At 46.8% G+C, this 26,129-nt stretch carries 20 protein-coding genes and 1 pseudogene; all 21 read left to right on the top strand.

From position 1 onward, the window contains the following. Positions 1–3: 3 nt before the first annotated feature. A complete protein-coding gene (locus AC27IJ_RS20970) occupies positions 4–867 on the top strand; it encodes a carbohydrate ABC transporter permease (protein WP_312503581.1) in 864 nt (287 codons plus the stop codon). A gap of 24 nt (positions 868–891) precedes the next feature. Beyond that, positions 892–1,839, top strand: coding sequence for a BadF/BadG/BcrA/BcrD ATPase family protein (locus AC27IJ_RS20965; RefSeq protein WP_313260836.1), 948 nt, complete (start codon positions 892–894; stop codon positions 1,837–1,839). Beyond that, positions 1,817–2,698, top strand: coding sequence for an ROK family protein (locus AC27IJ_RS20960; RefSeq protein ID WP_313260835.1), 882 nt, complete (start codon positions 1,817–1,819; stop codon positions 2,696–2,698). Before AC27IJ_RS20965 ends, AC27IJ_RS20960 begins: the two co-directional genes overlap by 23 nt. After that, a complete protein-coding gene (locus tag AC27IJ_RS20955) occupies positions 2,695–4,011 on the top strand; it encodes a 6-phospho-beta-glucosidase (RefSeq protein WP_312446154.1) in 1,317 nt (438 codons plus the stop codon). Before AC27IJ_RS20960 ends, AC27IJ_RS20955 begins: the two co-directional genes overlap by 4 nt. Before the next feature lie 5 nt (positions 4,012–4,016). Then, on the top strand, positions 4,017–4,997 hold the full coding sequence (locus AC27IJ_RS20950) for a GNAT family N-acetyltransferase (protein ID WP_312446153.1): 981 nt from the start codon (positions 4,017–4,019) through the stop codon (positions 4,995–4,997). Next, positions 4,982–5,698, top strand: coding sequence for a PIG-L deacetylase family protein (locus AC27IJ_RS20945; RefSeq protein ID WP_487150659.1), 717 nt, complete (start codon positions 4,982–4,984; stop codon positions 5,696–5,698). Before AC27IJ_RS20950 ends, AC27IJ_RS20945 begins: the two co-directional genes overlap by 16 nt. A gap of 11 nt (positions 5,699–5,709) precedes the next feature. Further along, complete coding sequence (locus AC27IJ_RS20940; protein ID WP_313259334.1) at positions 5,710–6,852, top strand: exo-beta-N-acetylmuramidase NamZ family protein; 1,143 nt, start codon at positions 5,710–5,712, stop codon at positions 6,850–6,852. A gap of 16 nt (positions 6,853–6,868) precedes the next feature. Beyond that, on the top strand, positions 6,869–8,434 hold the full coding sequence (gene nagZ, locus AC27IJ_RS20935; RefSeq protein WP_312446147.1) for a beta-N-acetylhexosaminidase: 1,566 nt from the start codon (positions 6,869–6,871) through the stop codon (positions 8,432–8,434). Positions 8,435–8,688: 254 nt separating this feature from the next. Continuing rightward, positions 8,689–9,681 (top strand): adenosine deaminase, encoded by a 993-nt coding sequence (gene add, locus AC27IJ_RS20930; RefSeq protein WP_312503590.1) that lies wholly within the window; start codon positions 8,689–8,691, stop codon positions 9,679–9,681. Positions 9,682–9,754: 73 nt separating this feature from the next. Continuing rightward, positions 9,755–12,061 carry a RelA/SpoT family protein gene (locus tag AC27IJ_RS20925; RefSeq protein WP_312446338.1) on the top strand — a complete coding sequence of 769 codons (2,307 nt, stop codon included), beginning with the start codon at positions 9,755–9,757 and terminating at the stop codon, positions 12,059–12,061. An 83-nt stretch (positions 12,062–12,144) separates the two neighbouring features. Next, the gene (locus AC27IJ_RS20920; protein WP_313259329.1) at positions 12,145–12,789 is read left to right on the top strand and encodes an MBL fold metallo-hydrolase; all 645 of its coding nucleotides are present in this window, start codon (positions 12,145–12,147) and stop codon (positions 12,787–12,789) included. A 21-nt stretch (positions 12,790–12,810) separates the two neighbouring features. Then, positions 12,811–14,265 carry a coproporphyrinogen dehydrogenase HemZ gene (gene hemZ / locus AC27IJ_RS20915; RefSeq protein ID WP_312446141.1) on the top strand — a complete coding sequence of 485 codons (1,455 nt, stop codon included), beginning with the start codon at positions 12,811–12,813 and terminating at the stop codon, positions 14,263–14,265. A gap of 130 nt (positions 14,266–14,395) precedes the next feature. Beyond that, positions 14,396–15,652, top strand: coding sequence for a histidine--tRNA ligase (gene hisS / locus AC27IJ_RS20910; RefSeq protein ID WP_312446139.1), 1,257 nt, complete (start codon positions 14,396–14,398; stop codon positions 15,650–15,652). An 80-nt stretch (positions 15,653–15,732) separates the two neighbouring features. Further along, on the top strand, positions 15,733–17,523 hold the full coding sequence (gene aspS / locus AC27IJ_RS20905; protein WP_312446138.1) for an aspartate--tRNA ligase: 1,791 nt from the start codon (positions 15,733–15,735) through the stop codon (positions 17,521–17,523). Between the two features lie 204 nt (positions 17,524–17,727). Beyond that, on the top strand, positions 17,728–19,557 hold the full coding sequence (locus tag AC27IJ_RS20900) for a 5'-nucleotidase C-terminal domain-containing protein (RefSeq protein ID WP_312503594.1): 1,830 nt from the start codon (positions 17,728–17,730) through the stop codon (positions 19,555–19,557). A gap of 118 nt (positions 19,558–19,675) precedes the next feature. Beyond that, positions 19,676–20,206, top strand: coding sequence for a GNAT family N-acetyltransferase (locus AC27IJ_RS20895; RefSeq protein WP_312446134.1), 531 nt, complete (start codon positions 19,676–19,678; stop codon positions 20,204–20,206). 94 nt (positions 20,207–20,300) lie between these two features. Continuing rightward, complete coding sequence (locus AC27IJ_RS20890; RefSeq protein ID WP_312446133.1) at positions 20,301–20,831, top strand: CDP-alcohol phosphatidyltransferase family protein; 531 nt, start codon at positions 20,301–20,303, stop codon at positions 20,829–20,831. A gap of 129 nt (positions 20,832–20,960) precedes the next feature. Then, entirely contained in the window at positions 20,961–21,482 is a 522-nt protein-coding gene (locus AC27IJ_RS20885; protein WP_313259325.1) for a hypothetical protein, read from the top strand. 393 nt (positions 21,483–21,875) lie between these two features. After that, positions 21,876–22,988, top strand: coding sequence for a tetratricopeptide repeat-containing glycosyltransferase (locus AC27IJ_RS20880; protein WP_312446129.1), 1,113 nt, complete (start codon positions 21,876–21,878; stop codon positions 22,986–22,988). Beyond that, complete coding sequence (locus AC27IJ_RS20875; protein ID WP_312446127.1) at positions 22,985–24,103, top strand: glycosyltransferase; 1,119 nt, start codon at positions 22,985–22,987, stop codon at positions 24,101–24,103. Before AC27IJ_RS20880 ends, AC27IJ_RS20875 begins: the two co-directional genes overlap by 4 nt. Positions 24,104–24,336: 233 nt before the next feature. Then, positions 24,337–26,129 (top strand): annotated as a pseudogene (locus AC27IJ_RS20870) (collagen-like protein); the annotation flags it as partial.

Raw genomic sequence — 26,129 nt, 5'->3', positions numbered from 1 at the left:
GGTATGGGTTTATTCAGGCAATATGGAAACAATCAAAAATATAAATTAATGTTAAGAAACGGGGCAATGACAGCCATCCTGCTCCTCTTGGCCATCCTGACTCTGTTTCCGATTTATTACATGGTCATCTCTTCCTTTGGAGCGCCAAATGAGACTGGAGCCGCCAGTTATTCTCTGATCCCTAAATATGTAACATTGGATTCTTATAAATTCTTTTTTGGATTCAGCAAAAGCTCGTTCCGATGGATCATAAATTCTATGATCGTTGCAGGCATCGTCACAATAAGCAATGTGGTATTTGCCGGAATGGCTGGGTATGCTTTTGCAAAAATAAGGTTTCCGGGTAGTAAGATATTATTCTTCCTGCTGTTGTTTGCGATGATGGTGCCCTATCAGGTCACGCAGGTTCCATTGTACATACTGGTAGCCAATGTGCTGAAACTGACAGATACTTATACCGCATTGATCGTGCCGTCCCTGGTCACCTGCTATAACGTATTTATGGCGAAGCAGTTCTTTTCCTCCCTTCCCACCTCCATTTTGGAGGCGGCGAGAACAGAAGGCTGCAATCAGTTTCAGATCCTTATAAAAATTGTCATGCCTATTTCTAAAACAATTTTATCCGTCATGGCAATCATGACCTTTATGGGCAGCTGGAATACCTTTTTCTGGCCGTTTCTGATATGCAACAATGAGCAGATGCAAACCATTCAGGTCGGGCTTAAAAACTTCAGTTTTGCAAATACCACTTATTTTTCACCCATGATGGCAGGGGCAACGATTTCAGCATTGCCCATGTTTATTCTGTTCTTTACCTTGCAGAAATATTTTCTGGAAGGAGTAACGGTGGGTGCGGTGAAGGGATAACAGAAGGAAAAAGGGGGAAATCAATTGAACGGACCGTTTGTGATAGGAATGGATGGGGGCGGGACCGCCACCACTGTAATAGTAGCCGGACTTCATTGCGATCTTATGAAAAACTTCCGGTTAGGGCCTTTAAACATCAATGGACAGTCCAGGGAAGCGGCAGAACATACTTTGGCGGACTTAAAGATAGAACTGGAAAAGTCCGGTATGAATATGAGTGACTGCATAGGGATCTGCATTGGCGCTGCCGGAATCAGCAACCGGGATACGGCGGCATTGCTGACCCGGAAGTTAAAAGAACAGGGGATGCAGGGAGTGATAAAGCTGGTGGGAGACCATGAAACTGCCCTGGCAGGAGCGCTGGAGGAACCGGCTGGAGTGATTTTAATTGCCGGGACCGGCTCGATTTGTTACGGGATCAATGAGTCCGGAGATAAGTTCCGGGCCGGCGGTTACGGCCATATCATTGATGATGCCGGAAGTGCCTATGCCATTGGACGGGATATTTTAAAAGCAGTGGTGAGGTCATCGGATGGGAGACAGGGGCAGACCATATTGAAGGAAAAAACATTCCGCTGCTTAAAGGCGGATTCGGTGGAGGATCTTATCACCTGGCTGTATCAGCCAGGGAGAAGCAAAAAAGAGATCGCCGCCCTGGCTCCCCTGCTGGAAGAAGGGATCAGGGAGAAGGATCAGGCCTCCATCGGGATTTTGGATCATTGCGGTGAGGAACTGGCGGAGCTGGCGGGAGCCGTACTGACTCATTTTCAGTCTCCGGTCTCCCTGGTTGTAAGCGGAAGTGTATTAATGAAAAATAACGAGATATACCGCCTGTTTTGTGAAAAGGCGAAAAAAAGATTTCCCCAGCTGGAAATCATGAAGATGAGGGGAGAAGCTGCCCAGGGAGCCGTCAGGATCATATTACGGGAGACAGCGGAAAGGAACGGATATGAAACAATACCTGGCAATTGATATCGGAGGCACTTACATAAAGTACAGCCTTATGGATCCGGAATACCGGGTTCTTCATGAAGGAAGTACACCAACGGAAAAACTGCCGGCCGGGTTTCTCCGGCAGTTCATGGGGATCGTGGAAACCTATGTGGATCAGATAAGCGGCGTTGCAATCTGCATGGGCGGTTTTATCCATCCGGTAACAGGAGAAAATACGGATTTCAGCGTTGGGGCTAATTTCAGGGCGTATCGTTTAAAAGAAGAGATAAACAGGAAATATCCGATTCCCGTTGTGCTTGAAAATGACAGCAATTGTGCCGCATTGGGAGAAATGGTGCGGGGAGCGGGAAGGGGTTTTCAGGATATTTGTATGGTCACCTTTGGGACCGGGATTGGCGGTGCCATCATCATAAACCGGGAATTATACCGGGGCAGCCACTTTAAATCCGGCGAGGTGGGATTTACCAGAGTCTGCCTCCGGGATGTAGACGGAAAGCCGGCGGCGGAAGGGGCAGGAGCGACATCTCTTCTGGTCAGAAAAGTATCGGAGATCCTTGGCAGGGAGGTGGACGGAACGTATATATTCAACCATCTGGACCACCCGGACATTGACCGGGTATACCGGGAATGGCTTTACAAGGGCGCAATGGTGATCGGCAACTTTGCTGTCACGGTGGATCCTAAAATACTGCTGATCGGCGGGGGGATCAGTGAAAATGAGATATTTATAAGGGATATGAAAGAAGCGGTATATGCCCTGTATCCCCATCTGGAACCATATACGGCCATAGAGGCCTGTGAGCAGGGAAATATGGCAGGGAGAATGGGGGCCCTGTATTTATTGCTGCAAAGCGGAGAAGGAGGCGTTCAGTCATGAAAAAAGGTGTGAAAATCGTGGCAATCGGAGGAGGGTCCAGTTACACACCGGAGCTGGTGGATGGATTTTTAAAAAGGTACGAAACCTTGCCTGTAAGGGAGCTATGGCTGGTGGATATCCCTGAGGGTGAGGAAAAACTACGGATTGTAGCTGAATTTGCAAATCGTATGGTAAAAAAAGCAGGAGTTCCAATGAAGATCCATACAACCCTGGACCGGAGAGAGGCTCTTTCCAGGGCTGATTTTGTCATAACCCAACTTCGGGTGGGACAGCTGCAGGCCAGAGTGAAAGACGAAAGGATCCCCTTAAAGCACGGACTTCTTGGCCAGGAAACCAATGGTGCAGGCGGTCTGTTCAAGGGAATGAGAACCATACCGGTTATTTTGGATATCTGTAAAGACATGGAGGAACTGTGCCCGGAAGCATGGCTGATCAACTTTACAAATCCGGTGGGCATGGTCATGGAAGGAGTGAACCGTTACAGCAGCTTCCGGAAGTTCATCGGACTGTGCAACGTACCTTACGGCATGCATAAAGCGGTGGCAGATCAGCTTGGCAGGCCCATGGAAGAGGTGAAAGTCACCATGGGTGGTCTGAATCATATGGTTTACGTGACTAAAGTGGAAGCAGATGGAAAGGACATAACGGAAGACGTGGTCAGCCATTGGGGGGAAGGCGGCGTTGTGAAGAATATAAAGGCAGTCAGCTGGGACAATGATTTTATAAAAGAGCTCGGAGTGCTGCCATGCTCCTATCACAGATATTATTATATGGCGAAAGAATATCTGGAAGAAGCCCTGGAAAAATATGAAAAACATGAAACCAGAGCTGAACTTGTGGAACAGGTGGAAAAAAAGCTGTTTGAGCTTTATCAGGATCCTGGATTGGATGAAAAACCGGAATTGCTTTCCCAGCGGGGCGGTGCTTATTACAGTGATTCGGCATGCAATCTGATCCATTCCATTTATAATGACAAGGGAGATATTCAGGTGGTAAACACCGTAAACAGAGGTGCCATAAAAAATTTCAGGAATCATGAGATCGTGGAAGTCAGCTGCAGGATCACAAAGGAAGGACCGGTTCCGGTAAGCGGTGTGGAACTGCCATGGACGGTCAACGGTCTTTTGCAGCAGATCAAATCATTTGAAATAGCCGGGTGCCGTGCGGCCATAACCGGAAGCCCGCAGAAGGCCCTGCTGGCACTTATGATCAATCCCCTTGTTGGCTCCCAGAAAGAAGCAAAGGCTGTGCTTTACGAGCTGCTGGAAGCTCATAAAGAATATCTGCCTCAGTTTTTCGGCCATAAGGAGTGAATTGAATGATATTTTTGGATCTGAACAAAGAGAATGCAGGAACTGCCTATGAATTGTTTGAAGATGCGGTCCGGGCAAAAGAGGTATTGTTCCGGCCCTTTGAAAACCAGAGTGACTTTTGCAGATTTTTTATGGAAAACCAGGCAGATGAAGTACACAAAATCACCATTCTGGAGGAACATGGCTGGGGATTTGCATCCGGCTGCTTTTTAAGCGGCGAGAGCAGAGCCTATCTTTCCATGATTGCTGTAAAAAAGGAAATGCAGAGACAGGAAATCGGTAAAACAATGCTTGCCTGTCTGGAAGACAGACTACGGAAGGAAAGCGGAGTTTCCAGGATAGAAATTGTTTTTTTTAATCCCATGACCTTTTCCTGGTATATTCCAGGGAAAAAGACGGCAGATCATCCCAATGCTCCGGGAGTGGATGTGGGAAGCAATGCCTACCTTTTCTTCAAAAATTGCAGGTACCGGGATTATGCCATGCAGAACAGCTATTATCTGGCCCTTGATGACTATTCTGTGCCGGATTTTGCGGCAGTCATCGCAGAGGGGCTGGAAAAAGAGGACATTACGATTGAAGTTTATGATTCTCACAGGCATTACGGCATGGAGGCAATGATGCATAAGTTCCAGAATCCTTTGTGGGAGAGAGACATTCTGGGGGAAACGGCAAAGGGAGAAAACAGCCGTCCCATTCTGATCGCAGCACACAATGGCAAGGTGATCGGCTTTACAGGGCCGCTGGATGTAGAAGAGAGCGGAAGGGGATATTTTTGCGGAATCGGCGTGGATCCCGGCTATCGGGGGAAAAAGATATCAACGGTCCTGTTTTGCAGGTTATGCATAAGCCTGAAGGAAATGGGAGCAGATTTTATGAGTCTTTTTACCGGGGAAAATAATCCGGCAAGAAATATTTATGAAGCCGCAGGATTCCGGATCGTGAGGACCTGGGCGGATATGAGGAAGGAATGGAAAGACGGATGAACGGGAAAAGAAAGTGCATCATGGCGGTAGGAGGCCATGTGGGAGATGCGGAGCTGACAAGCGGCGGATTTCTGGCGACTATGGCATTAAAGGGTTATCAGATCGTTACCGTAGCATTGACCGGCGGGGAAAGAGGGAATCCGCCTGATATGCCAGTGGAAGAATACAGAATACAAAAAGAAAAGGAAGCCGTCTCCTTTGCCGGAATGCTGGGAGGGGAGGCAGTGGTTTTTCCTTATACAGATGGAGAATTGCCGGATAATGAAGAGGTAAGGTTTCAGCTTTGTGATACAATCCGGCAATACCGGCCCGCTGCATTGCTGACCCATTGGAAGAACAGCATGCACAAGGATCATGAAACAACCCATAGGATCGTAAAGGATGCTCAGTTTTTTGCAGGACTTTCCGGGCTTAAAAGAGAAAACAGCGCTCATTCTGCAAAAGGACCCTACTATGCGGAAAACTGGGAAGATTCGGCTGGCTTTGAAAAATATATTTATCTGGAAGTATCAAAAGAAGGATTTGAACTATGGAAAAAAGCCATTGACACCCATTGGTTTGCCGTGCATAGTCCATCTTTTCCCTATAAAGAGTATTATGAGCATCTCATGAGGGTAAACGGCTGTCTGGCAAGAACCGGGTACGCAGAGGCATTTGATGTGGATCAGGAACAAAAAAGGGTTATTCTATCAGAATTATAAAGAGGTTCAATATGGTGAAAAACGGGATCGATTGTGTGGACCGCTGGCATAGGGTCTTTGACGGGAAACGTCTGGGTCTGATCACTTCTATTTCAGGCGTTGACAGGTATTTAAATTCTACGATAGACATACTACATAAAAAATACCGGCTGACAGCCCTGTTTGGGCCGGAGCACGGAGTCAGGGGAAATGTAGGCGCAGGCGGTGATATTGAGGACTACTTGGACCCGGATACCCGATTGCCGGTATATAGCCTGTACCGGAAAAATTCAAAGAGGCTGACCAGGGAAATGTTAGATCAGGTAGATGCCGTAGTATATGATATTCAGGATCTTGGGGTCAGATATTACACCTTTATATCAACGATGATCTATGCATTGGAAGAGTGCGCAAGGCATAAAAAAGAACTTATTATACTGGACCGCTATAATCCTCTTGGGGGGCGGGTGGAGGGCAACTGCTTAAAGCCCGGATTTGAAAGCTTTATAGGGGCGTATCCCCTGTGTATGCGCTATGGGCTTACGGTTGGAGAGCTGGCCCTTATGGTAAATGCGGAGAAAAACCTTGGCTGCCGGCTGACGGTAATCCCCTGTGAGGGCTGGAACAGGCATACCATGCATCCGGAAACCGGCCATGTGTGGGTGATGCCAAGTCCGGGAATGCCAAGATATGAGACTGCCCTGGTGTATGCAGGAACCTGCCTTTTTGAAGGAACAAATATATCAGAAGGAAGGGGAACTGCGGCGCCTTTTGAAATAATCGGTGCGCCATTCATAGATGCAGGTAAGCTTGTGAAGCATATGACAGAGAAAAAGCTTCCCGGCGTGTTGTTTTCTCCGGCTTATTTCACCCCCTATTTTTCAAAGTTTAAGGGAGAAGCCTGCCAAGGAATCCATATTCACGTTACGGACAGCCAGGTCTTCCGGTCCACGGTCTGCGGTCTGGAGCTTCTTGATGCAATAAAGACAATTTATGAAGACCGCTTTGCTTTTCTGGATCCTTATGAGGGAAGCACCAGGCGAATGGAAGATCTTTTGTTCGGATCAGATCAGCTGACAGAGAAAACAGCTTCAAAAGAAGAATTGCTGGCCGGATTTGAGAGTGATGCAAAAGCGTTTTCAGAACGCAAAAAAGCATATCATCTTTATGAATGAAAGAGGTGACTTTAGTATGGGGGAAATGACATTAAAACAAAAGATCGGACAAATGATTGTGGCCGGTTTTCCATCCGGGGAATTAAGTGAAGACATGATACGGCTGGTGAGAGAGTATAAAGTTGGGAACGTTATATTGTTTTCCCATAACATTGAAAGCAGGAACCAGCTGAAGGGACTTTGTGATTCCATTCAAAAGCTGGTAAAGGAAGAAACCGGAGAATATGCCTTTATCACCATCGACCAGGAGGGAGGAGTAGTAAGAAGACTTCCGGAAGGATCGGTCAGCATACCGGGAGCAATGGCTCTTGCACAGACCGGAGATAAGGAAAACGCATATGAGGCGGCACTTCTTACAGGGCAGGAATTAAGGGAGCTGGGGATCAATTTCAATCTGGCTCCGGTTCTGGATATTAATAACAATCCGGATAATCCGGTAATCGGTGTGCGAAGCTTTGGACCGGATAAGGCCGTGGTAGCCGAATTTGGCTGTGAAATGGTGAAAGGATATTTAGATTCCAAAATCATGTGTTCGGTGAAGCATTTTCCAGGACATGGCGATACGGCAGTGGACTCCCATCTTTCCCTGCCCTGCATCCGGAAATCCTATGAAGAGCTGGAACAGGAGGAACTGATTCCGTTTAAAGAAGCCTTCCGGCGGGGAGCCACAGCAGTAACCCTTGCCCACATTCTGTTTCCAAGAATTGAAAAGGAAAATTTACCGGTTACCATGTCAGAAACCATGATCCAGGGAATACTGAGAAAAAGGCTGGGGTTTCATGGGCTTGTGATTTCCGATTGCCTGGAAATGAATGCCATTAAAGAATATTTTGGGACTGCTTCCGGAGCCAGAAAGGCCATTATGGCAGGCGTGGATCTGATCTTCATTTCCCATACGGCAGGTCTTGCAGCGGAAGCGGCCAGGGAAATAGAACAGGCAGTAGAATCCGGCGAGATTCCCATATCCCGGATAGATGATGCCGTGGAACGGATCCTTTCATACAAAAAAAGATATGCGGCACCCGATGCAGATTTAGGAAAGAAATCCCTAAAGGAACCGGGAGAGTTTGTAAAATCACTGTTTCGCTGCAGCATACGGTTTACGAACCGGGAAAGGGGATATGTCCATCTTCTGGGAGAAAATCCTGTATTTTTAAGCTGTTACGCCTATCGTTCCACTTTGGCTTCCAGCCGTGTGATGGAAGATCTGCTGTTTGCAGCATTTATGCAGGAAAGGTTTGGAGGAGATGCGTATTCTTTTTCCATAGATCCGGATTCAAGGGAAATAAACGAAATACTGGAAAAGGTAAAAAGTAAGAGATATACAAATCTTGTGCTTGGCACCTACAATGGGCATTTAAACCGTGGACAGAGTTCCCTTGCAAAAGAACTGGAAAAGTTAAATATACCAATGGTTATGGCAGCATTTCGAAATCCCTATGATCTGGACGAAGTCGGTGATGGGGTTGATAAAATTGCGGCATATGAATACAGCAGACAATCCTTTGAGGCAGTTGTGCCATTGTTTAAGCAGTGCGGCTGCAAAAGAGGAAATTCCATGGAACCGCATATGGCACCCTGAAGGCTGACATCGTGCTTCTCCTCTTAACGTATGGTTTACGTGCCCTTTTTTTATGGGGCACGTTTTTTATTTCATGAAAGCGCTTCATTTTGAGCAGGATAGTAAGATGGCCTGTTAAAAAAAGCTTCTCCTTTCAGTATAAGCATCTGGCTGATCCTCATTGCAGCATTAAGCGGAAGGAGTATATTACGAAATAATTGTTACTTTTCCTGTAATATGATAAGATATTTTTATTGAGTAAAGGAGGAATCGTTATGAAACTACTGGAAACAGACCTCCATCTGCATTTGGACGGCTCCTTATCCATTGAAACGGTAAGGCTGCTTGCAGAGCAGATCGGATATGATTTTGAAGGACAGGGCGGAAGGGAAAGCCTCATAGCAGGGGAAAACTGTGAGAGCCTTGTGGATTATTTAAAGTGCTTTGATCTGCCGGGACAGCTGCTTCAGACGGAAGAAGCACTGGAGCTGGCATCCTTTCATTTAACGGAACGGCTGGCCACCCAGGGCCTTATCCTCAGTGAGATCCGCTTCGCGCCCCAGCTTCATATGAGAAAAGGACTGACCATGGAAAGGGCGGTGGAAGCGGTAATTAGAGGAATAAATAAGGGAACAGCCAGATCCCCTATGAAGGCGGGGCTCCTTCTTTGCGCCATGGTTAACGGGCCTGACCGGGAAAATGAGGAAACCTTTGAAATTGCCAGGGCTTATCTTGGAAAGGGTGTTGTTGGGGTAGACCTTGCAGGGCCGGAAGGGCTGATCCCCATGGAACATTTTGAGCCCCTGTTTAAAGAGGCCGGCCGGAACGGCGTTCCCTTTACCATACACGCAGGAGAGTGCGGTGATTATGAAAATATCATAAAAGCGGTCCATTGCGGAGCAAAAAGAATCGGACACGGATGTGCCGCAATCAAGTCAGAGGCATGTATGGACCTTTTAAAAAAGGAAAAGATTACCTTAGAGATGTGTGTGATCAGCAACCTTCAGACAAGGGCCGTTCCCTCCATAGGGGAGCATCCCTTAAAGGCCTTTTATGACAGGGGAATCCGGGTTACATACAATACGGATAACATGACTGTTTCAGATACCACACTGGAAAAAGAGGCAGAGCTCATTAAGAAACACATGGGGTTTACAGAGGCGGATCTAAGACAAATGAACCGTTATGCGCTGGAAGGAGCTTTCCTTAATGAAGGGGAGAAAGAAAAAATATTTGCATTTTTCGACAATAATAATTATAATGAATGATAACTACGTTTAAAAATAGGTGAAAACCAGGAATGCTACAAAAAGGTGACGGCATATGGCAGATAATCCAATAATGGAAAAGAATAATTTGGCGGCTTTCGAAAAGGAACGTCCGGAGAAGCGGAAGGTGGATGTGGATCTGGAAGCTCCGGCTGATTTTACCAGCCCGGACTTACTTTATGAAGAGCTGGTCCACAGTATAAGGAGATATCACCCTTCCGATGATATCACCATGATAGAAAAAGCATATCATATTGCGGATGAAGCGCATAAGGACCAAAGGCGCAAATCGGGTGAACCGTATATCATTCACCCTCTTTGTGTTGCAATTATTCTTGCTGATTTAGAGATGGATAAAGAGACCATTGCCGCAGGGATCCTTCATGATGTGGTAGAGGACACCATTATGTCCCTAGATGAACTGAAGGCGGAATTCGGGGAAGAGGTGGCCCTTTTAGTGGATGGCGTCACCAAGCTGACCCAGATATCCTGGTCCATGGATAAGATGGAGATCCAGGCTGAGAACTTAAGGAAAATGTTTTTAGCCATGGCAAAGGATATCCGTGTCATCATCATCAAGCTGGCGGACCGCCTCCACAACATGCGGACGCTTCAGTACATGAAACCGGAAAAACAGAAGGAAAAGGCAAAGGAGACCATGGAGATCTATGCTCCCATTGCCCACCGCCTTGGTATTTCCAAAATAAAGATCGAGCTTGATGATCTGTCCTTACGATATCTGCAGCCGGAAATATATTATGAACTGGCGGAGAAGATATCTTTAAAAAAGGATGCCAGGGAATTCTTTGTAAAGAGCATTGTAGATGAGGTACAGGAACATTTAAAGACCGGCGGGATCGAAGGCCGGGTGGATGGCCGGGTGAAGCATTTTTTCAGCATCTATAAAAAGATGGTGAACCAGAACAAGACTCTGGACCAGATTTATGACTTATTTGCGGTGCGCATTATCGTTGACAGCGTAAAGGACTGCTACGCTGCCCTTGGAGTGATCCATGAGATGTATAAGCCCATTCCAGGCCGTTTCAAAGATTATATCGCAATGCCGAAACCCAACATGTACCAGTCCCTTCATACCACCCTGATCGGAAACAATGGGCAGCCCTTTGAGATCCAGATCCGTACTTATGATATGCACCGTACCGCTGAATACGGAATTGCCGCCCACTGGAAGTATAAAGAGAGCGGAAGCGGACAGGTGGCAGCAGGCAAAGAGGAAGAGAAGCTAAGCTGGCTGCGTCAGATCCTGGAATGGCAGAAGGATATGTCCGATAACAAGGAATTCTTAAACATGGTAAAAGGAGATCTGGATTTATTCTCCGACAGTGTTTACTGCTTTACCCCCTCCGGGGATGTAAAGAATCTTCCTGCTGGCTCCACGCCCATTGATTTTGCATATTCCATACACAGTGCGGTAGGCAACAAGATGGTGGGAGCCAGGGTCAATGGAAAACTGGTGAATATTGAATACGTGATTGAGAACGGCGACCAGGTGGAAGTCATCACTTCCCAGAACAGCAGGGGCCCCAGCCGTGACTGGCTGAATATAGTGAAAAGCACCCAGGCCAAGAACAAGATCAACCAATGGTTTAAGACAGAACTGAAAGAAGATAACATCCTTCGCGGCAAGGAAATGGTGGACCGCTACTGTAAGACAAAGGGAATCATTTATTCTGAGATCAGCAAGCCGGAATACCAGGAAAAGGTCATGAAGCGTTATGCGTTCCGTGACTGGGAATCCGTTCTTGCATCCATCGGACACGGGGGCCTAAAAGAGGGCCAGGTCATCAATAAGATGGTGGATGAGCGGAATAAGAAGCTTAAGAAGGACGTTACGGACAACAGTATATTAAATGACATAGAGGATATGGGCAACAGGCTGCCGGTCAAGAGGCGTTCCAGCAGCGGAATCGTGGTAAAAGGAATCCACGACCTTGCGGTCCGCTTTTCCAAGTGCTGCAGCCCGGTGCCGGGAGATGAGATCGTAGGCTTTGTGACCCGCGGACGAGGGATTTCTATCCACAGGACAGATTGCGTCAACGTCTTAAATCTTCCTGAGGACGAACGGAACCGTCTCATTGACGCGGAATGGCAGGAAGCGGAAGGCGATGACACCAAGGAGCGGTATTCCTCGGAGATCAAGATATTTGCCAATAACCGGATCGGCATGTTTGTCGACATATCCAAGGTGTTTACAGAGAGGCAGATCGATATCACCTCCATGAACTCCAGAACCAACAAGCAGGGCAAGGCAACCATTACCATGACCTTTGATATTCATGGCGTGGAGGAGCTGGGCAAACTGGTTGATAAGCTGAGACAAATCGAAGGAGTCATAGACATTGAGAGGACTGCGGGATAACGCAGTTTTCTCTTTTTGCGCGGGCACTGGGCCCAATGAATATGCTTGTTACATAAAGATAGTATAAGATAGGAGATAAAAGCATGAGTGATTTCAGAATAAAGACTTATCCTGTAGGCCAGATTGGAACCAACTGCTATGTGATATACCGGGAATCCCTTAAAAAGGCGGTAATCGTGGATCCGGGCGCAGACGGAGCATATATCCTGGATATGTGCCGGGAACTTTCTCTGGTTCCGGAAGCAATTCTACTGACCCATGGGCATTTTGACCATATTTTGGCTGTTAAGGATTTGACAGAGGCATTTCCTGAGGTGAAGATTTATGCCGGAGAAAAGGAAAAAGAGATGCTTTCCGATCCGTCTGTCAATTTGTCTTCCTCTTTTGGCAAGGCTTATACGGTTCATGCGGACGGATATGAGGAGGATGGAGCCATACTTTCCCTTGCAGGAATGACCTTTAAGGTTTTGTTTACCCCAGGCCATACCTCTGGTTCTGTCTGCTATCTGATAGAATCGGAAAACATACTCATAAGCGGGGATACTCTCTTTTTGGAGTCTTTGGGGAGAACGGACTTTCCTACGGGAGACCAGTCCATGATCTTAAGATCCATAAAGGAACGGCTTTTTGCCCTGCCTGACGATATCCTTGTTTATCCGGGCCATGGGGAAGCGACTACAATTGGTCATGAGAAAGCATACAACCCGGTGGCATTATACAGAGGATAGGAAGCATTAAGAGGAAAAAACATGATAGGATTAATATTAGACGACCAATCCTTTGAGCAGGATATCAGGGAGCTTTTAATGGCGTTTTATCCGGGTGAGAGCTTTGTCCACAAGGAAAGCCCGGAAGAGGCATACCGGCTTCTGGTCCGGGGTAAGACAGGGGAAGCTTCCTTTGAGCTGATGATCCAGGATTTTGAGACGGGGACTATAAAGTCCCGGGCCAGTTCTGTGGATTATTCTGACCGATTTGAAACCAAGAACCGGATCAAACGGATGCTTTATGGCATGGTCCGTGAGATAACGGGGAAAGAACTTCCCTGGGGAACTTTAACGGGAATCCGGCCAACCAAAATAGCTATGACAAAGCTTTCGGAAGGGTATACGGACGAGAACGCCCGCAGATACATGAAGGATACCTATTTAACCAGTGACGGAAAAGTGGATTTAAGCCTGGAGATTGCCAGGCGGGAGATGAAACTCATTTCCGCCATTGATTACAGCCGCGGCTACAGCTTGTATGTAGGTATTCCCTTCTGCCCCACTACCTGCCTTTACTGCTCTTTTACTTCTTTTCCCATCGGGCAATGGGAAAAACGCATGGAACAGTATCTGGAAGCTTTATTTAAGGAAATGGATTATACGGCAGAGAAAATGGAAGGCAGGGCCCTGGATACGGTTTATATCGGCGGTGGTACGCCTACCTCCCTTTCAGCCCTTCATCTGGATCAGCTGATAAGCAGGCTGAAAGCAACCTTTGATTTTACCGGGGTAAAGGAATTTACCGTGGAAGCCGGACGTCCGGACAGTATTACCATGGAAAAGCTTCAGGTTCTAAAAAACCATGGCGTGACCCGAATATCCATCAATCCCCAGACCATGAAGCAGGAAACTCTGGATATCATAGGACGCCGGCACACCGTGGATATGGTAAAAGACCGGTATTCCATGGCAAGGTCTTTGGGCTTTGACAATATCAACATGGACTTAATCATCGGCCTGCCGGGAGAGGATATGGATGATGTGACCCGCACCATGGAGGAAATAAAGGCTCTTGGGCCAGATGGCATTACGGTTCATTCCCTTGCCATTAAGCGTGCGGCCCGCCTTAACATGTTTAAGGATAAGTACGGGGATTTAAAAATCACCAATACCCAGGAAATGATAGATTTGACCGCTTCCTATGCCAGAAGCATGGGGCAGGAGCCGTATTACCTTTACCGTCAGAAAAACATGGCCGGAAATTTTGAAAATGTCGGCTATTCCCTTCCAGGCAAAGCCTGCATCTATAATATTTTAATTATGGAAGAAATGCAGACAATTATAGCCTGCGGGGCAGGAACCACTACAAAGGTGGTATTCCCATCAGAGAACCGTCTGGAACGGGTGGAAAATGTCAAGGATGTGGAACAGTATATAACTAGAATCGACGAAATGCTGGAAAGAAAAGAAAAAATGCTTGCAAAATTAGAAATGTAATTTACAATAGAGGCATGATTTCATAATTCCTGCCCATGCTTTTTGGGCATAGAGGTATACCCGAAGGGTGTTTCCTATATGCCCGTAGGGCATTTCCCTATAAAATTTAGAAAATAATGGAGTGAACGAGATGGCATTAAAAAAGAAACCGGTTACCGGAATGAAGGATATTCTTCCCGCCGAAATGCAGGTACGGGAATATGTGATGAACCAGATACGTGAAACCTATGGCGGCTTCGGCTTTCATTCCATCGAGACTCCCTGTGTGGAGCACATCGAGAATCTGACCAGCAAACAGGGCGGAGATAATGAAAAACTGATTTTTAAGATCATGAAGCGGGGAGAAAAGTTAAATCTGGAGACAGCACAGGCGGAAAGCGATCTGGTTGACAGCGGTCTCCGGTACGACTTAACCGTTCCCTTATCCAGATATTATTCCAATAACGCGGCGGCCCTGACCGCCCCCTTTAAATCTCTTCAGATGGGAAGCGTATGGAGGGCGGACCGTCCCCAGAAAGGGCGTTTCAGACAGTTCGTCCAATGCGACATCGACATACTGGGAGATTCCACCAGGCTTGCGGAGATCGAGCTGATCCTGGCTACCACAACCTTGCTTGGAAAGATTGGCTTTAAGGGATATACGGTAAGGATCAATGACCGGAATATCTTAAAGGGAATGGCTGCTTTCTGCGGCTTCCCGGAAGAAGCTTACGACCAGGTGTTCATCATTCTGGATAAGATGGACAAGATCGGTATGGATGGCGTGGCAAGGGAGCTGGCAGAAGCAGGTTATGATGAGGGAAAAATCAAAAAATATTTATCTCTTTTTGAGTCGGCGACCCCGGATGCTGCCGGAGTACGCAGTCTGGGCAACGTCTTAAAGGATGCGATGGATCAGGAACAGGCGGAAAACCTGGCGGCTATTATTGACAGTGTAAGCCAGATTTCCACCAGCCAGTTTCACATCGTGTTCGATCCCACCCTGGTGAGAGGAATGTCTTACTACACCGGAACCATTTTTGAGATCCAGGTAGACGGTTTTCCTGGCTCCGTAGGAGGCGGCGGCCGCTACGATAAGATGATCGGAAAATTCACAGGCATGGATACGCCTGCCTGCGGTTTTTCCATTGGATTTGAGCGGATCATCACCATCCTGATGGATGAGGGCTTTACGGTTCCCGGAAAAGAAGAAAAGGTGGCCTTTTTAATCGAAAAGGGTGTAAGTGATGATGTGATGAACGGAGCGATCAAAGAGGCAATGGAAGAACGGGCAAAAGGCGTGACCGTTCTGGTTTCCCAGATGAACAAAAATAAAAAGTTCCAGAAAGAAAGCCTTCAGAAGGAAGGTTATACGCTGTTTAAAGAGTTTTACAAGGAAGTTCGTTAAGCGATACACTTAAGTAAATATATCAGGAGGAACGCCCAAAGGGCATATTTATATGCCCTTTGGGCAGGAAAGAGGAAATTATGGCAGAGTCAATGTTAGGCTTAAAAAGATCCCATAGATGCACAGAGGTTACAAAGGCCAATGTGGGCAGTGAAATAACGGTTATGGGTTGGGTACAGAAAAGCAGAAATAAGGGAGGGATCATTTTTGTTGATTTAAGAGACCGTTCCGGAATTCTGCAGATCATTTTTGAGGAAAGCGATTGCGGAGCTGAGAGCTTTGCAAAGGCTGAAAAATTAAGAAGCGAGTTTGTCATCGCAGTGACCGGCGAAGTGGAAACAAGGGCAGGAGGCGTTAATGAAAACCTGGCTACAGGCGCCATTGAAGTACGGGCAAAGAGCTTAAGGATCCTTTCCGAATCCGAAACACCTCCCTTCCCCATCGAAGAGAACAGCAAGACAAAGGAAGAACTGAGATTAAAATACCGTTTCCTGGATCTTAGAAGGCCGGATATCCAGAAGAACATCAGGGTGAGAAGCCAGGTTGCTACCTTAACAAGGGCATTTTTGGCGGAAGAGGGCTTTTTAGAGATCGAAACACCGACTCTTATTAAGAGCACTCCGGAAGGCGCCCGGGACTATCTGGTTCCAAGCCGTGTCCACCCAGGATCTTTCTATGCACTTCCCCAGTCTCCCCAGCTTTTTAAGCAGCTGCTGATGTGTTCCGGTTATGACCGTTATTTCCAGCTGGCAAGATGCTACCGTGACGAGGACTTACGTGCTGACAGACAGCCGGAATTTACCCAGATCGATATGGAGCTTTCCTTTGTGGATGTGGAAGATGTGCTGGAAGTCAATGAAAGGCTGTTAGTGAAATTATTTAAGGAAATCACTGGATTTGATATCCAGCTTCCGATTACGAGAATAACCTGGAAAGAAGCCATGGACCGCTTTGGTTCTGACAAGCCTGATATGCGTTTCGGAATGGAACTTAAAAATGTTTCAAATGTAGTAAAGGATACGGAATTTGCAGTATTCAAAGGCGCACTTGAAAACGGCGGTTCTGTCCGCGGTATCAATGCCGAAGGACAGGGAGCTATGCCTCGTAAGAAAATCGACGCCCTGGTGGAATATGCAAAAGGCTTTGGTGCCAAGGGTCTGGCTTATCTGGCTGTAAATGAAGACGGAACCTATAAATGCTCCTTTGCAAAATTCATGTCAGAGGAAGAGCTTCACACTCTGGCAGATGCAATGGGGGCAAAGCCGGGAGACTTACTTTTATTTGCGGCAGACCGGGATAAAGTGGTATTTGACGTATTAGGCAACTTAAGGCTGGAGCTGGCAAGACAGCTTGATCTTCTGAAAAAGGATGACTTTAAGTTCTTGTGGGTAACGGAATTCCCGCTGCTTGAGTATTCCGAAGAGCAGGGCCGCTTTACTGCGATGCACCACCCATTTACCATGCCTATGGACGAAGACTGGGCGTTAATTGACAGCAATCCAGGCGCTGTCCGTGCTAAAGCATATGATATCGTGTTAAACGGTACGGAACTTGGCGGAGGTTCTGTCCGTATCCATCAGAGCGATATCCAGTCCAAGATGTTTGAAGTGCTGGGCTTTACAAAGGAACAGGCTCAGGATCAGTTCGGCTTCCTTTTGGAGGCGTTTAAATATGGAGTTCCGCCTCACGCTGGACTTGCTTACGGTCTGGACCGTGTGGTCATGCTGATGGTAGGTGCAGACAGCATCCGGGATGTGATCGCATTCCCTAAGGTAAAAGATGCTTCCTGCCTTATGACAGAAGCGCCTTCAAATGTAGATCCAAAGCAGCTTGTGGAGTTGGGAATAGAAATAAGCGAAGAAAAGGAATAATTGAGTCATGAGGGGTGCCCCTCTGCTTAAAGTGTCAGCTTAAGGCAGAGGAGGCATCCCTTTTCTGTGTTTATAATTTCGGGATTAATAAGAAACCCGTGAAAATGAATAAATAATTTTAAAATATCACAAAGATTATATACTATTTTTACATTTATCTGATATAATAGAGGAAAATGTACTTTTCAAAAGGAGGGTTTTAAAATGAAAGGAAGTAAGACAAGAAAGTTTCTGTCACTATGGCTGGCCCTGCTCATGGTCCTGTCCCTGACAACAGGCATATCCTTTTCCTCTCTGGCGGCAGACCGGGATATCGTGGTTCTCTATACCAACGATGTCCACTGCGGTGTAGACGAAAACATAGGATATGCGGGACTGGCTCTCTATAAGAAAGAGATGCAGGCCCAGACTCCTTATGTGACGCTGATTGACGCCGGAGATGCCATTCAGGGCGCACCCATTGGAACGTTGTCGGATGGAGGGTATTTGATCGACATTATGAATAAGGTCGGTTATGACTTCGCAGTGCCGGGCAACCATGAGTACGATTATGGGATGCCCCGTTTTCTGGAACTGGCAGGAAAGTTAAGCTGCGGCTACTATTCCAGCAATTTTATGGATTTAAGGACTGGTTCCACGGTATTTGCTCCCTATAAGATTTTTACATATGGAGATACCAAAGTTGCGTTTGTGGGTGCTACCACACCGGAAAGCTTTACCAAATCCACTCCAGCTTATTTCCAGGATGGAAACGGAAATTACATTTACGGTTTTTGTGAAGATGAAAATGGACAAAGACTCTATAACCAGATACAGTCTTCTGTAAACAGTGCAAAAGCGGAAGGGGCTAATTATGTAATCCTGGTAGGCCATCTGGGCGAAAACGGGACAACAGACCGCTGGACCTCTGATAACGTAATTAAGAATACCACAGGTATTGATGCATTAATCGACGGCCATTCCCATGAGGAATATGGAAAGTACTTAAAGAATAAGGATGGCCAGGATGTGCTTCTTACCCAGACAGGTACAAAGCTAAAGAACATCGGAAAACTGACACTTCACACGGATGGAACGATTTCCAGCGAACTGGTTTCCCAGGTTCCGGCAGGAGCAGGTACCAGCGCTTATACAGTAAAAAATGGAGATTCCTTAAGCCGGATCGCAAAGAGAGAATTAGGCTCCTATAACCGTTGGAATGAAATCTATGAAGCAAATAGAGATAAGATCAAGGATCCTAATGTTCTGACTGTTGGAATCCAGCTTGTAATTCCTGGAAAAAGCGCTGTCACAGTTGACGGAAAGGCCGTTGACTATGATACAGACAAATTCATTAAGGTGATTCAGGCTCAGTACAATGAGACATTAAAGACTGTGATCGGGCATACGGATGTTGAGCTTACGGTCAATGACCCTGCAACCGGAAACCGTGCGGTCAGAAGTGCGGAGACAAACCTTGGTGATCTGTCTGCGGACGCATACCGCTATGTGCTTGGAGCAGAAATCGGCCTTTCCAATGGCGGCGGCATCAGAGCCAACATTAAGGCCGGCAATATTACATACAATGATACCCTTACCGTGTTCCCATTCGGTAATATGGGTTGTGTTGTAGAGGCAACCGGCCAGCAGATCAAGGATGCCCTGGAAATGGCTTCCCGGAACTGCCCGAAGGAGAACGGTGGTTTCCTGCATGTATCAGGTCTTACCTATACCATCGATACCTCCAAGGCATCCAATGTCCAGGTAGATGAAAAAGACAATTTTGTGAAAGTAAACGGTGCATACCGGGTATCCGATATCATGGTAGGCGGCGCCCCTCTTGATGTGAACAAGACGTATACCGTAGCCTCCCATAACTACATGTTAAAGTCTGCCGGTGATGGCATGACCATGTTTAAGGGAAGCAAGGTAATCCGGGATGATGTCTTGACTGATGTAGATTTGCTTTCCACTTACATCCGCAGCAATTTAGGCGGCAATGTAGGTGCTGATTATGCAAATCCTGCAGGTCAGGGCAGAATTACTATTAAATAAAATGAAAAGCAGCCTGCCCCGGTAAGAAGGGGCAGGCTTTTCCATTGCTTCTTTTCACAGGAAATGTTACACTTAAAGGCAGAAACAATAATAGATAAAAGATTAGGAGATTGATATTATGTTGTTAAAGAACCCGCAGACCCATTTTGAGGAAATATACCATATTTATAAGGAATCATTTCCTGGTATTGAGCGCCGGACAAAAGACGATCAGAAAAGGGTTTTCGGTAATCCCTGTTATAAAGTCCGGGTAATAGAGGAGGAAGAAAAAATTGTGGCCTTTCTGGGATACTGGGATCTTCCCACCTGTGTTTTTATGGAGCATCTGGCCACAACGGAAGTATGCAGGGGAAAAGGATATGGAAAACAGTTGGTGGAAGAGGTTATGGAAGAGTCGGAAAAGCATGTGTTTCTGGAAATAGAACCAATTACGGAGAAGGATCCCATGACCAGAAGCAGGGAAGGATTTTATGAAAGGCTGGGATTTCATTCCAATTCCTTTTACTATGAGCAGATGCCATTAAAGCCTGACGATAAGCCTATTCCACTGTTGATAATGAGTTATGGAAAACTTATGACGGAAGAGGAATTCAAGCCATATAAGAAAGAAATCTATGAATTGGTATATGGCGTGGAGACTTTTGAATAATAATTGTGAGTACAGCCACGGACCGTAAGATAAGCCGGCGTAATGCCGGCTTCAGGCTGTGGGATCTTATTTTGTTGGAGTACTGGAGGTTCAGATGAAGAACATCCCTAATTTAATTACAATAGCAAGAATTTTAGGAACCTTGGTTTTGCTTGTTGTAGAACCATTTTCAGGACAATTTCTCATGATTTATTTTTTGTGCGGCATCAGTGATGTTCTGGACGGAATGATTGCGCGGAAGATGAATGCCGCAAGCAAAAATGGCCAGGTTCTGGATAGCATTGCAGATCTTTTCATGGTAACAGTTCTGTTGTCTATATTTATTCCCAATTTTAAATTGCCTTTATGGGGTATATCCTGGATAGCTGTGATTGCTGTTGTTCGCCTGGTATCGTTAGGGGTTGGCTTTGTACGCTATAAACAGCCGGCATTTTTACACACTTATGCGAATAAGCTAACAGGCATCGCTTTGTTTTCCTTTCCATTTCTTTATGTCGGATTAGGTCTATCTGCGGCGACTATTCTGGTTTGTTTTATTGCAAGTGTTTCGGCGGTAGAAGAATTAATGATCAATGCTGTTGCTAAAAAATTACGGAGAGATATTAAATCCATATTTTCATTATAAAATCCGCAACATTCACAAGCTTTCTATTTGCAGATCCGTTGAATAGGAAAAAACAAGTCAGACGTATTGCGTGGATTTCCCATTATGTTATAACACAGACCAATATTGATTTTGAAAGGTGGTATGGATATGGAAGAGAACTTATTAGTTGAAATTATAAAAGACCAGACATACCGGGCTTTATGGGAAGTGAAAAATGTAATTGATTGTGTACCAGATGAGTTATGGAATAAAGCGTATTGTGAAATGCCTTGTTGGAAACATATTTACCACATGCTTCATTCCCTGGATCTATGGTTTGTCAATCCGGGAGATAAAGACTATACAGAGCCTGATATACATGAAAAGGACTTGAACAGCTTAGATGTAATTCCAAGCAAATATCTTTTAAGAGAAGAAATAAATCATTATTTTTCTGATATTGATATAAAAATAAAAACTTACCTTTCTCAATTAACAGATGATCAACTATTGGATTCGCCGCCGGATTGTGAATATAATAGGTTTACTTTGATTTTGGCGCAGTTCAGGCATTTACATAGCCACATGGGAATGATCATGGGTTTTATTATTGATGATACAGGTTTATGGCCAAGAGTGCTGGGATTAGAAAATTCTTTTCCTATTGAAGAATACCAAAGATATTTTTAATTATAAGCTTTCAAAACAAGATAAAAATCTCAAATTGTCTATGGGGTTAAGTAAAAGTGAGAAGTTGGTGGAACTTCTCATTTTGTTTTTATATTGAATGCATGAATTGCATATTATCCATATAATGTTGAATTAAATACGATGTGTCCGCGCCTTTCCTTTGTATGTATTTGCCTTCTTTGTATTCAATTATTTATAATCACTTTGTTACACTCTGGGGCCGGCATTATACCGGCTTTTTTGTTCGCCCCACATAGACAGACACTTATGATTGAAAGTACTTGAAACACTTGCTCATAAAAGCCGTTTCATCACAGGATGGGCTGCAAGATGCATATATTGAATTTAGTAGAATAAAGTAAGGCATTAAAATGTCTGGAGGAGTCTGTGGAAGTGAGCCAATATAAAATTTGCGTATATGCAATCAGTAAAAACGAAGAACAGTTTGTAGACCGCTGGATGGATGCCGTATCCGAAGCCGATGCTGTCATTGTGACGGATACAGGCTCAACCGATCGTACGGTTGAAATGCTTCGGGAAAGAGGAGCCATCGTTTATGAAGAGACTATATCGCCATGGCGTTTTGACACGGCCCGTAATGTGGCTTTAAGCCATGTCCCCGAGGATGCGGACATCTGTGTTTCGAACGATTTGGATGAGGTCTTTGAGCCAGGTTGGCGAAAAAAACTGGAAGACCAATGGAAGCCGGAATATACTCGTGCACGATACTTATTTACATTTGCCTGTAATTCTGACGGCACCCCTCAAAAGCAGTATCCCATGGAGAAGATCCACATTCGGAATAACTACCGCTGGGTACATCCGGTTCATGAGGTCATGGAATACAGCGGTGCAGGTCCTGAACAAACTGCATGGATCAATGGATTGGTCCTCAATCATTATCCGGATTTATCAAAGCCAAGAAGCCAGTACCTTCCTCTTCTGGAATTATCAGTTCAGGAAAACCCGCTTGATGACAGATCTGTGTTCTGGCTTGGAAGAGAATATGTGTATCATGGAAATTTTGATAAGGGAATTGAAACACTGGAAAGACATCTTTCCATCCCAACGGCTAGATGGAATGAGGAGAGAAGTGCATCCATGCGCTTTATTGCACAGTGTTATGAAGAGAAGGGAAATATGAAAGAAGCCAGATCATGGCTTTTCCGGGCTTTGGCAGAATGTCCGGATGCCCGGGAGCCATATCTGGCGCTGGTAAAATCAGCCTATAAGGAAAAAAACTGGCCTCTGTCCTATGCCATGGCAGAAAAAGGATTAACAATTACGAAAAGTTCGGGCAGCTATCTGGTAGAGTCCGAAAGCTGGGGATTTGCTTTGTATGATTACGGTTCCATCGGTGCTTATAACATGGGAATGTATGAGAAAGCCAAGGACTATGCCCAGAAAGCCTTAGGCATGGACTCCTCTAACAAAAGGCTGCAAAACAACCTGCTTATGATCGAGGACAGGATCAAAAAACAGGAAAAGGCGGAGGGATCCTCATGAAACTAAAAATCTGTGTTTATGCCATTTGCAAAAATGAGGTCCGGTTTGTAGATAAGTGGATGGACTCTATGAGTGAGGCTGACTTAATTGTTGTCACTGATACCGGCTCCGATGATGGGACCGTTGAAAAATTGAAAGAACGTGGCGCGGTTGTATATGTGGATATAGTAAAGCCGTGGAGGTTCGATGCAGCGCGGAATATTTCCCTGGATCATGTCCCTGAGGATATAGACATCTGCGTCTGTACGGACTTAGATGAATTGTTTGAGCCAGGCTGGCGTAACAAGCTGGAGGAAGCGTGGCTTAATCATAGTCCGAAAAGTTCCATACCATCCGCAAAAATGGGAAGATACCTTTATAACTGGAGTCTTAAGGAAGATGGGACTCCTGACATTCAATTTTATTATTTTAAAGTGCATAGCCGGCAAGGATTCCGCTGGAAATGTCCTGTCCATGAGTTTCTCCAATATACGGGAAATTTGCCCGTTGAAACCATATATATCGAAGAAATGATTCTCAGCCATTACCCGGATCCCGAAAAATCCCGGGGTTCATATCTTCCCCTCTTGGAGCTTGCTGTGAAGGAGGCTCCGGATGATGAGAGGATGCGGTACTATCTTGGAAGAGAATATATGTATAAGAGCCAGTGGCAAGAATGCATTGATACACTTAAGGAATATCTTGCTTTGCCGGCTGCCGTATGGAATGATGAACGATGTGCCGCGATGCGCTGGATTGCAAAATCCTGCTATAAAATAGGAGACTTGAAAGGGGCTTACGCCTGGTATTATAAAGCCATTGCTGAAGTGCCGGACATTCGTGATACCTATGCGGAGTTCTCAAAAATGTGCTATGAATTAAAAGACTGGTCGATGACGTATTTTTTGACAAAAGAAGCTTTGAAAATCAAGGAAAAATCAAGGACCTTTGTCAATATGGGATATTCCTGGGATTATACTCTCGATGATTTTTGCTCCATATCTGCTTATTGGCTGGGTATGCTGGACGAATCCCTGGAACACGCAAAGAATGCTCTTAAATATGCACCCGATAATGAACGGCTAAAAAGCAATTATAACATCATTGCAGCCGCGCAAAAATCAATAGTTCCTTAAAAATGGAACGTATTATTGCTGACATTATAATATGTTCCTTTAGGAATCTTTAGAAAGGGTGTCATAATATGCAAAATGCCAGTGATAGCCATGAAGATAACCCGGCGCTGATAAAACAGGAATGCTCAGAAAAAAGTTGCAGATGCAACCGGGGCTGCTGTTCCATGGGTCCTACAGGCCCAACGGGTCCCAAGGGGGATACGGGGCGTCCAGGTCCGAAAGGTGAAATAGGTATGCAAGGTCCCAGAGGGCCAGTCGGTCCGCAAGGAGTAAGAGGCTGCCCAGGTCCAACGGGGCCAACAGGTCCGCTGGGAGCTATGGGACCAAGGGGCTGCCCTGGTCCAATGGGGCCAACTGGCCCAACGGGTCCTGCCGGCCCGTGGGGAGTGACAGGTCCAACGGGTCCTACGGGCCCGCAGGGAGTAACAGGACCAACGGGTTCACAGGGGGCGATAGGTCCAATAGGTCCAACAGGACAGCAAGGGGTAATAGGCTCAACCGGCCCACAGGGAGCTACGGGTCCACAGGGAGTGACAGGTCCAACGGGTCCGCAAGGAATTATCGGCCCAACGGGCTCTCAAGGAGCTACCGGTCCAACGGGATCACAAGGAGACACAGGTCCAACTGGCCCACAGGGAAATATCGGTCCAACCGGCTCTCAAGGGTCTACGGGCCCAATAGGTCCACAGGGAGTGACAGGTCCAACGGGTCCGCAGGGAGACACAGGCCCAATGGGTCCGCAAGGAGTAGTCGGTCCGCAGGGGTCTACGGGTCCAACGGGTCCAATCGGCCTGCAGGGAGTTACGGGTCCAACGGGTCCGCAAGGGGATATTGGTCCAACCGGACCGCAGGGAGACACGGGTTCGATCGGCCCGCAGGGAGTAACAGGCCCAACTGGTTCGCAGGGAGACATGGGACCAACCGGTTCGCAGGGAGTAACAGGCCCAACTGGTTCGCAGGGAGACATGGGACCAACCGGTTCGCAGGGGGTTACAGGTCCAACCGGTCTGCAGGGAGACACAGGTCCAACAGGCCCGCAGGGAGTAACAGGCCCAATCGGCCCACAAGGAGACATTGGTCCAACCGGTCCGACAGGTCCAACTGGCTCGCAGGGAGACACGGGTCCAATCGGCCTGCAGGGAGTTACGGGTCCAACTGGTCCTCAAGGGGATATTGGTCCAATAGGCCCGCAGGGGGTTACTGGCCCAGCTGGTCCACAGGGAGACACAGGTCCAACCGGCCCACAAGGAGACACAGGTCCAACCGGTCCGCAGGGGGTTACAGGTCCAACTGGTCCGCAGGGAGACACAGGTCCAACCGGCCTGCAAGGAGATACAGGCCCAATCGGTCCACAAGGAAACATCGGTCCAATAGGTCCGACGGGTCCAACCGGTCCGCAGGGAGATACAGGCCCAATAGGTCTACAGGGTGTAACAGGTCCAACCGGTCCACAAGGGGATATCGGTCCAATCGGCCCGCAGGGAGTAACAGGCCCAACCGGTCTGCAAGGGGACATTGGTCCAACTGGCCCGACGGGACCAATCGGCCTGCAGGGAGTTACGGGTCCAACGGGTCCGCAAGGGGATATTGGTCCAACGGGTCCGCAGGGAGATACAGGTCCAACCGGCATACAGGGAGTTACTGGACCAACCGGTCTGCAGGGAGATACGGGACCAACCGGCCCGCAGGGAGTAACAGGCCCAACCGGTCCGCAAGGAGACATTGGTCCAACTGGCCCGCAGGGAGATACAGGTCCAACTGGCCCGCAAGGAGATGTGGGTCCAATAGGTCCGACAGGTCCAACCGGTCTGCAGGGAGTTACTGGTCCAACCGGACCGCAGGGAGATACAGGTCCAACGGGCCCACAAGGGGATATCGGTCCAACCGGCCCGCAGGGAGTAACAGGCCCAACCGGTCTGCAAGGGGACATTGGTCCAACTGGTCCGACGGGACCAATCGGCCTGCAGGGAGTTACGGGTCCAACGGGTCCGCAAGGGGATATTGGTCCAACAGGTCCGCAGGGAGA

Source organism: Lacrimispora sp. YZC11 (genome assembly GCF_057543815.1).
This window is presented reverse-complemented; position numbering and strand designations above follow the sequence as displayed.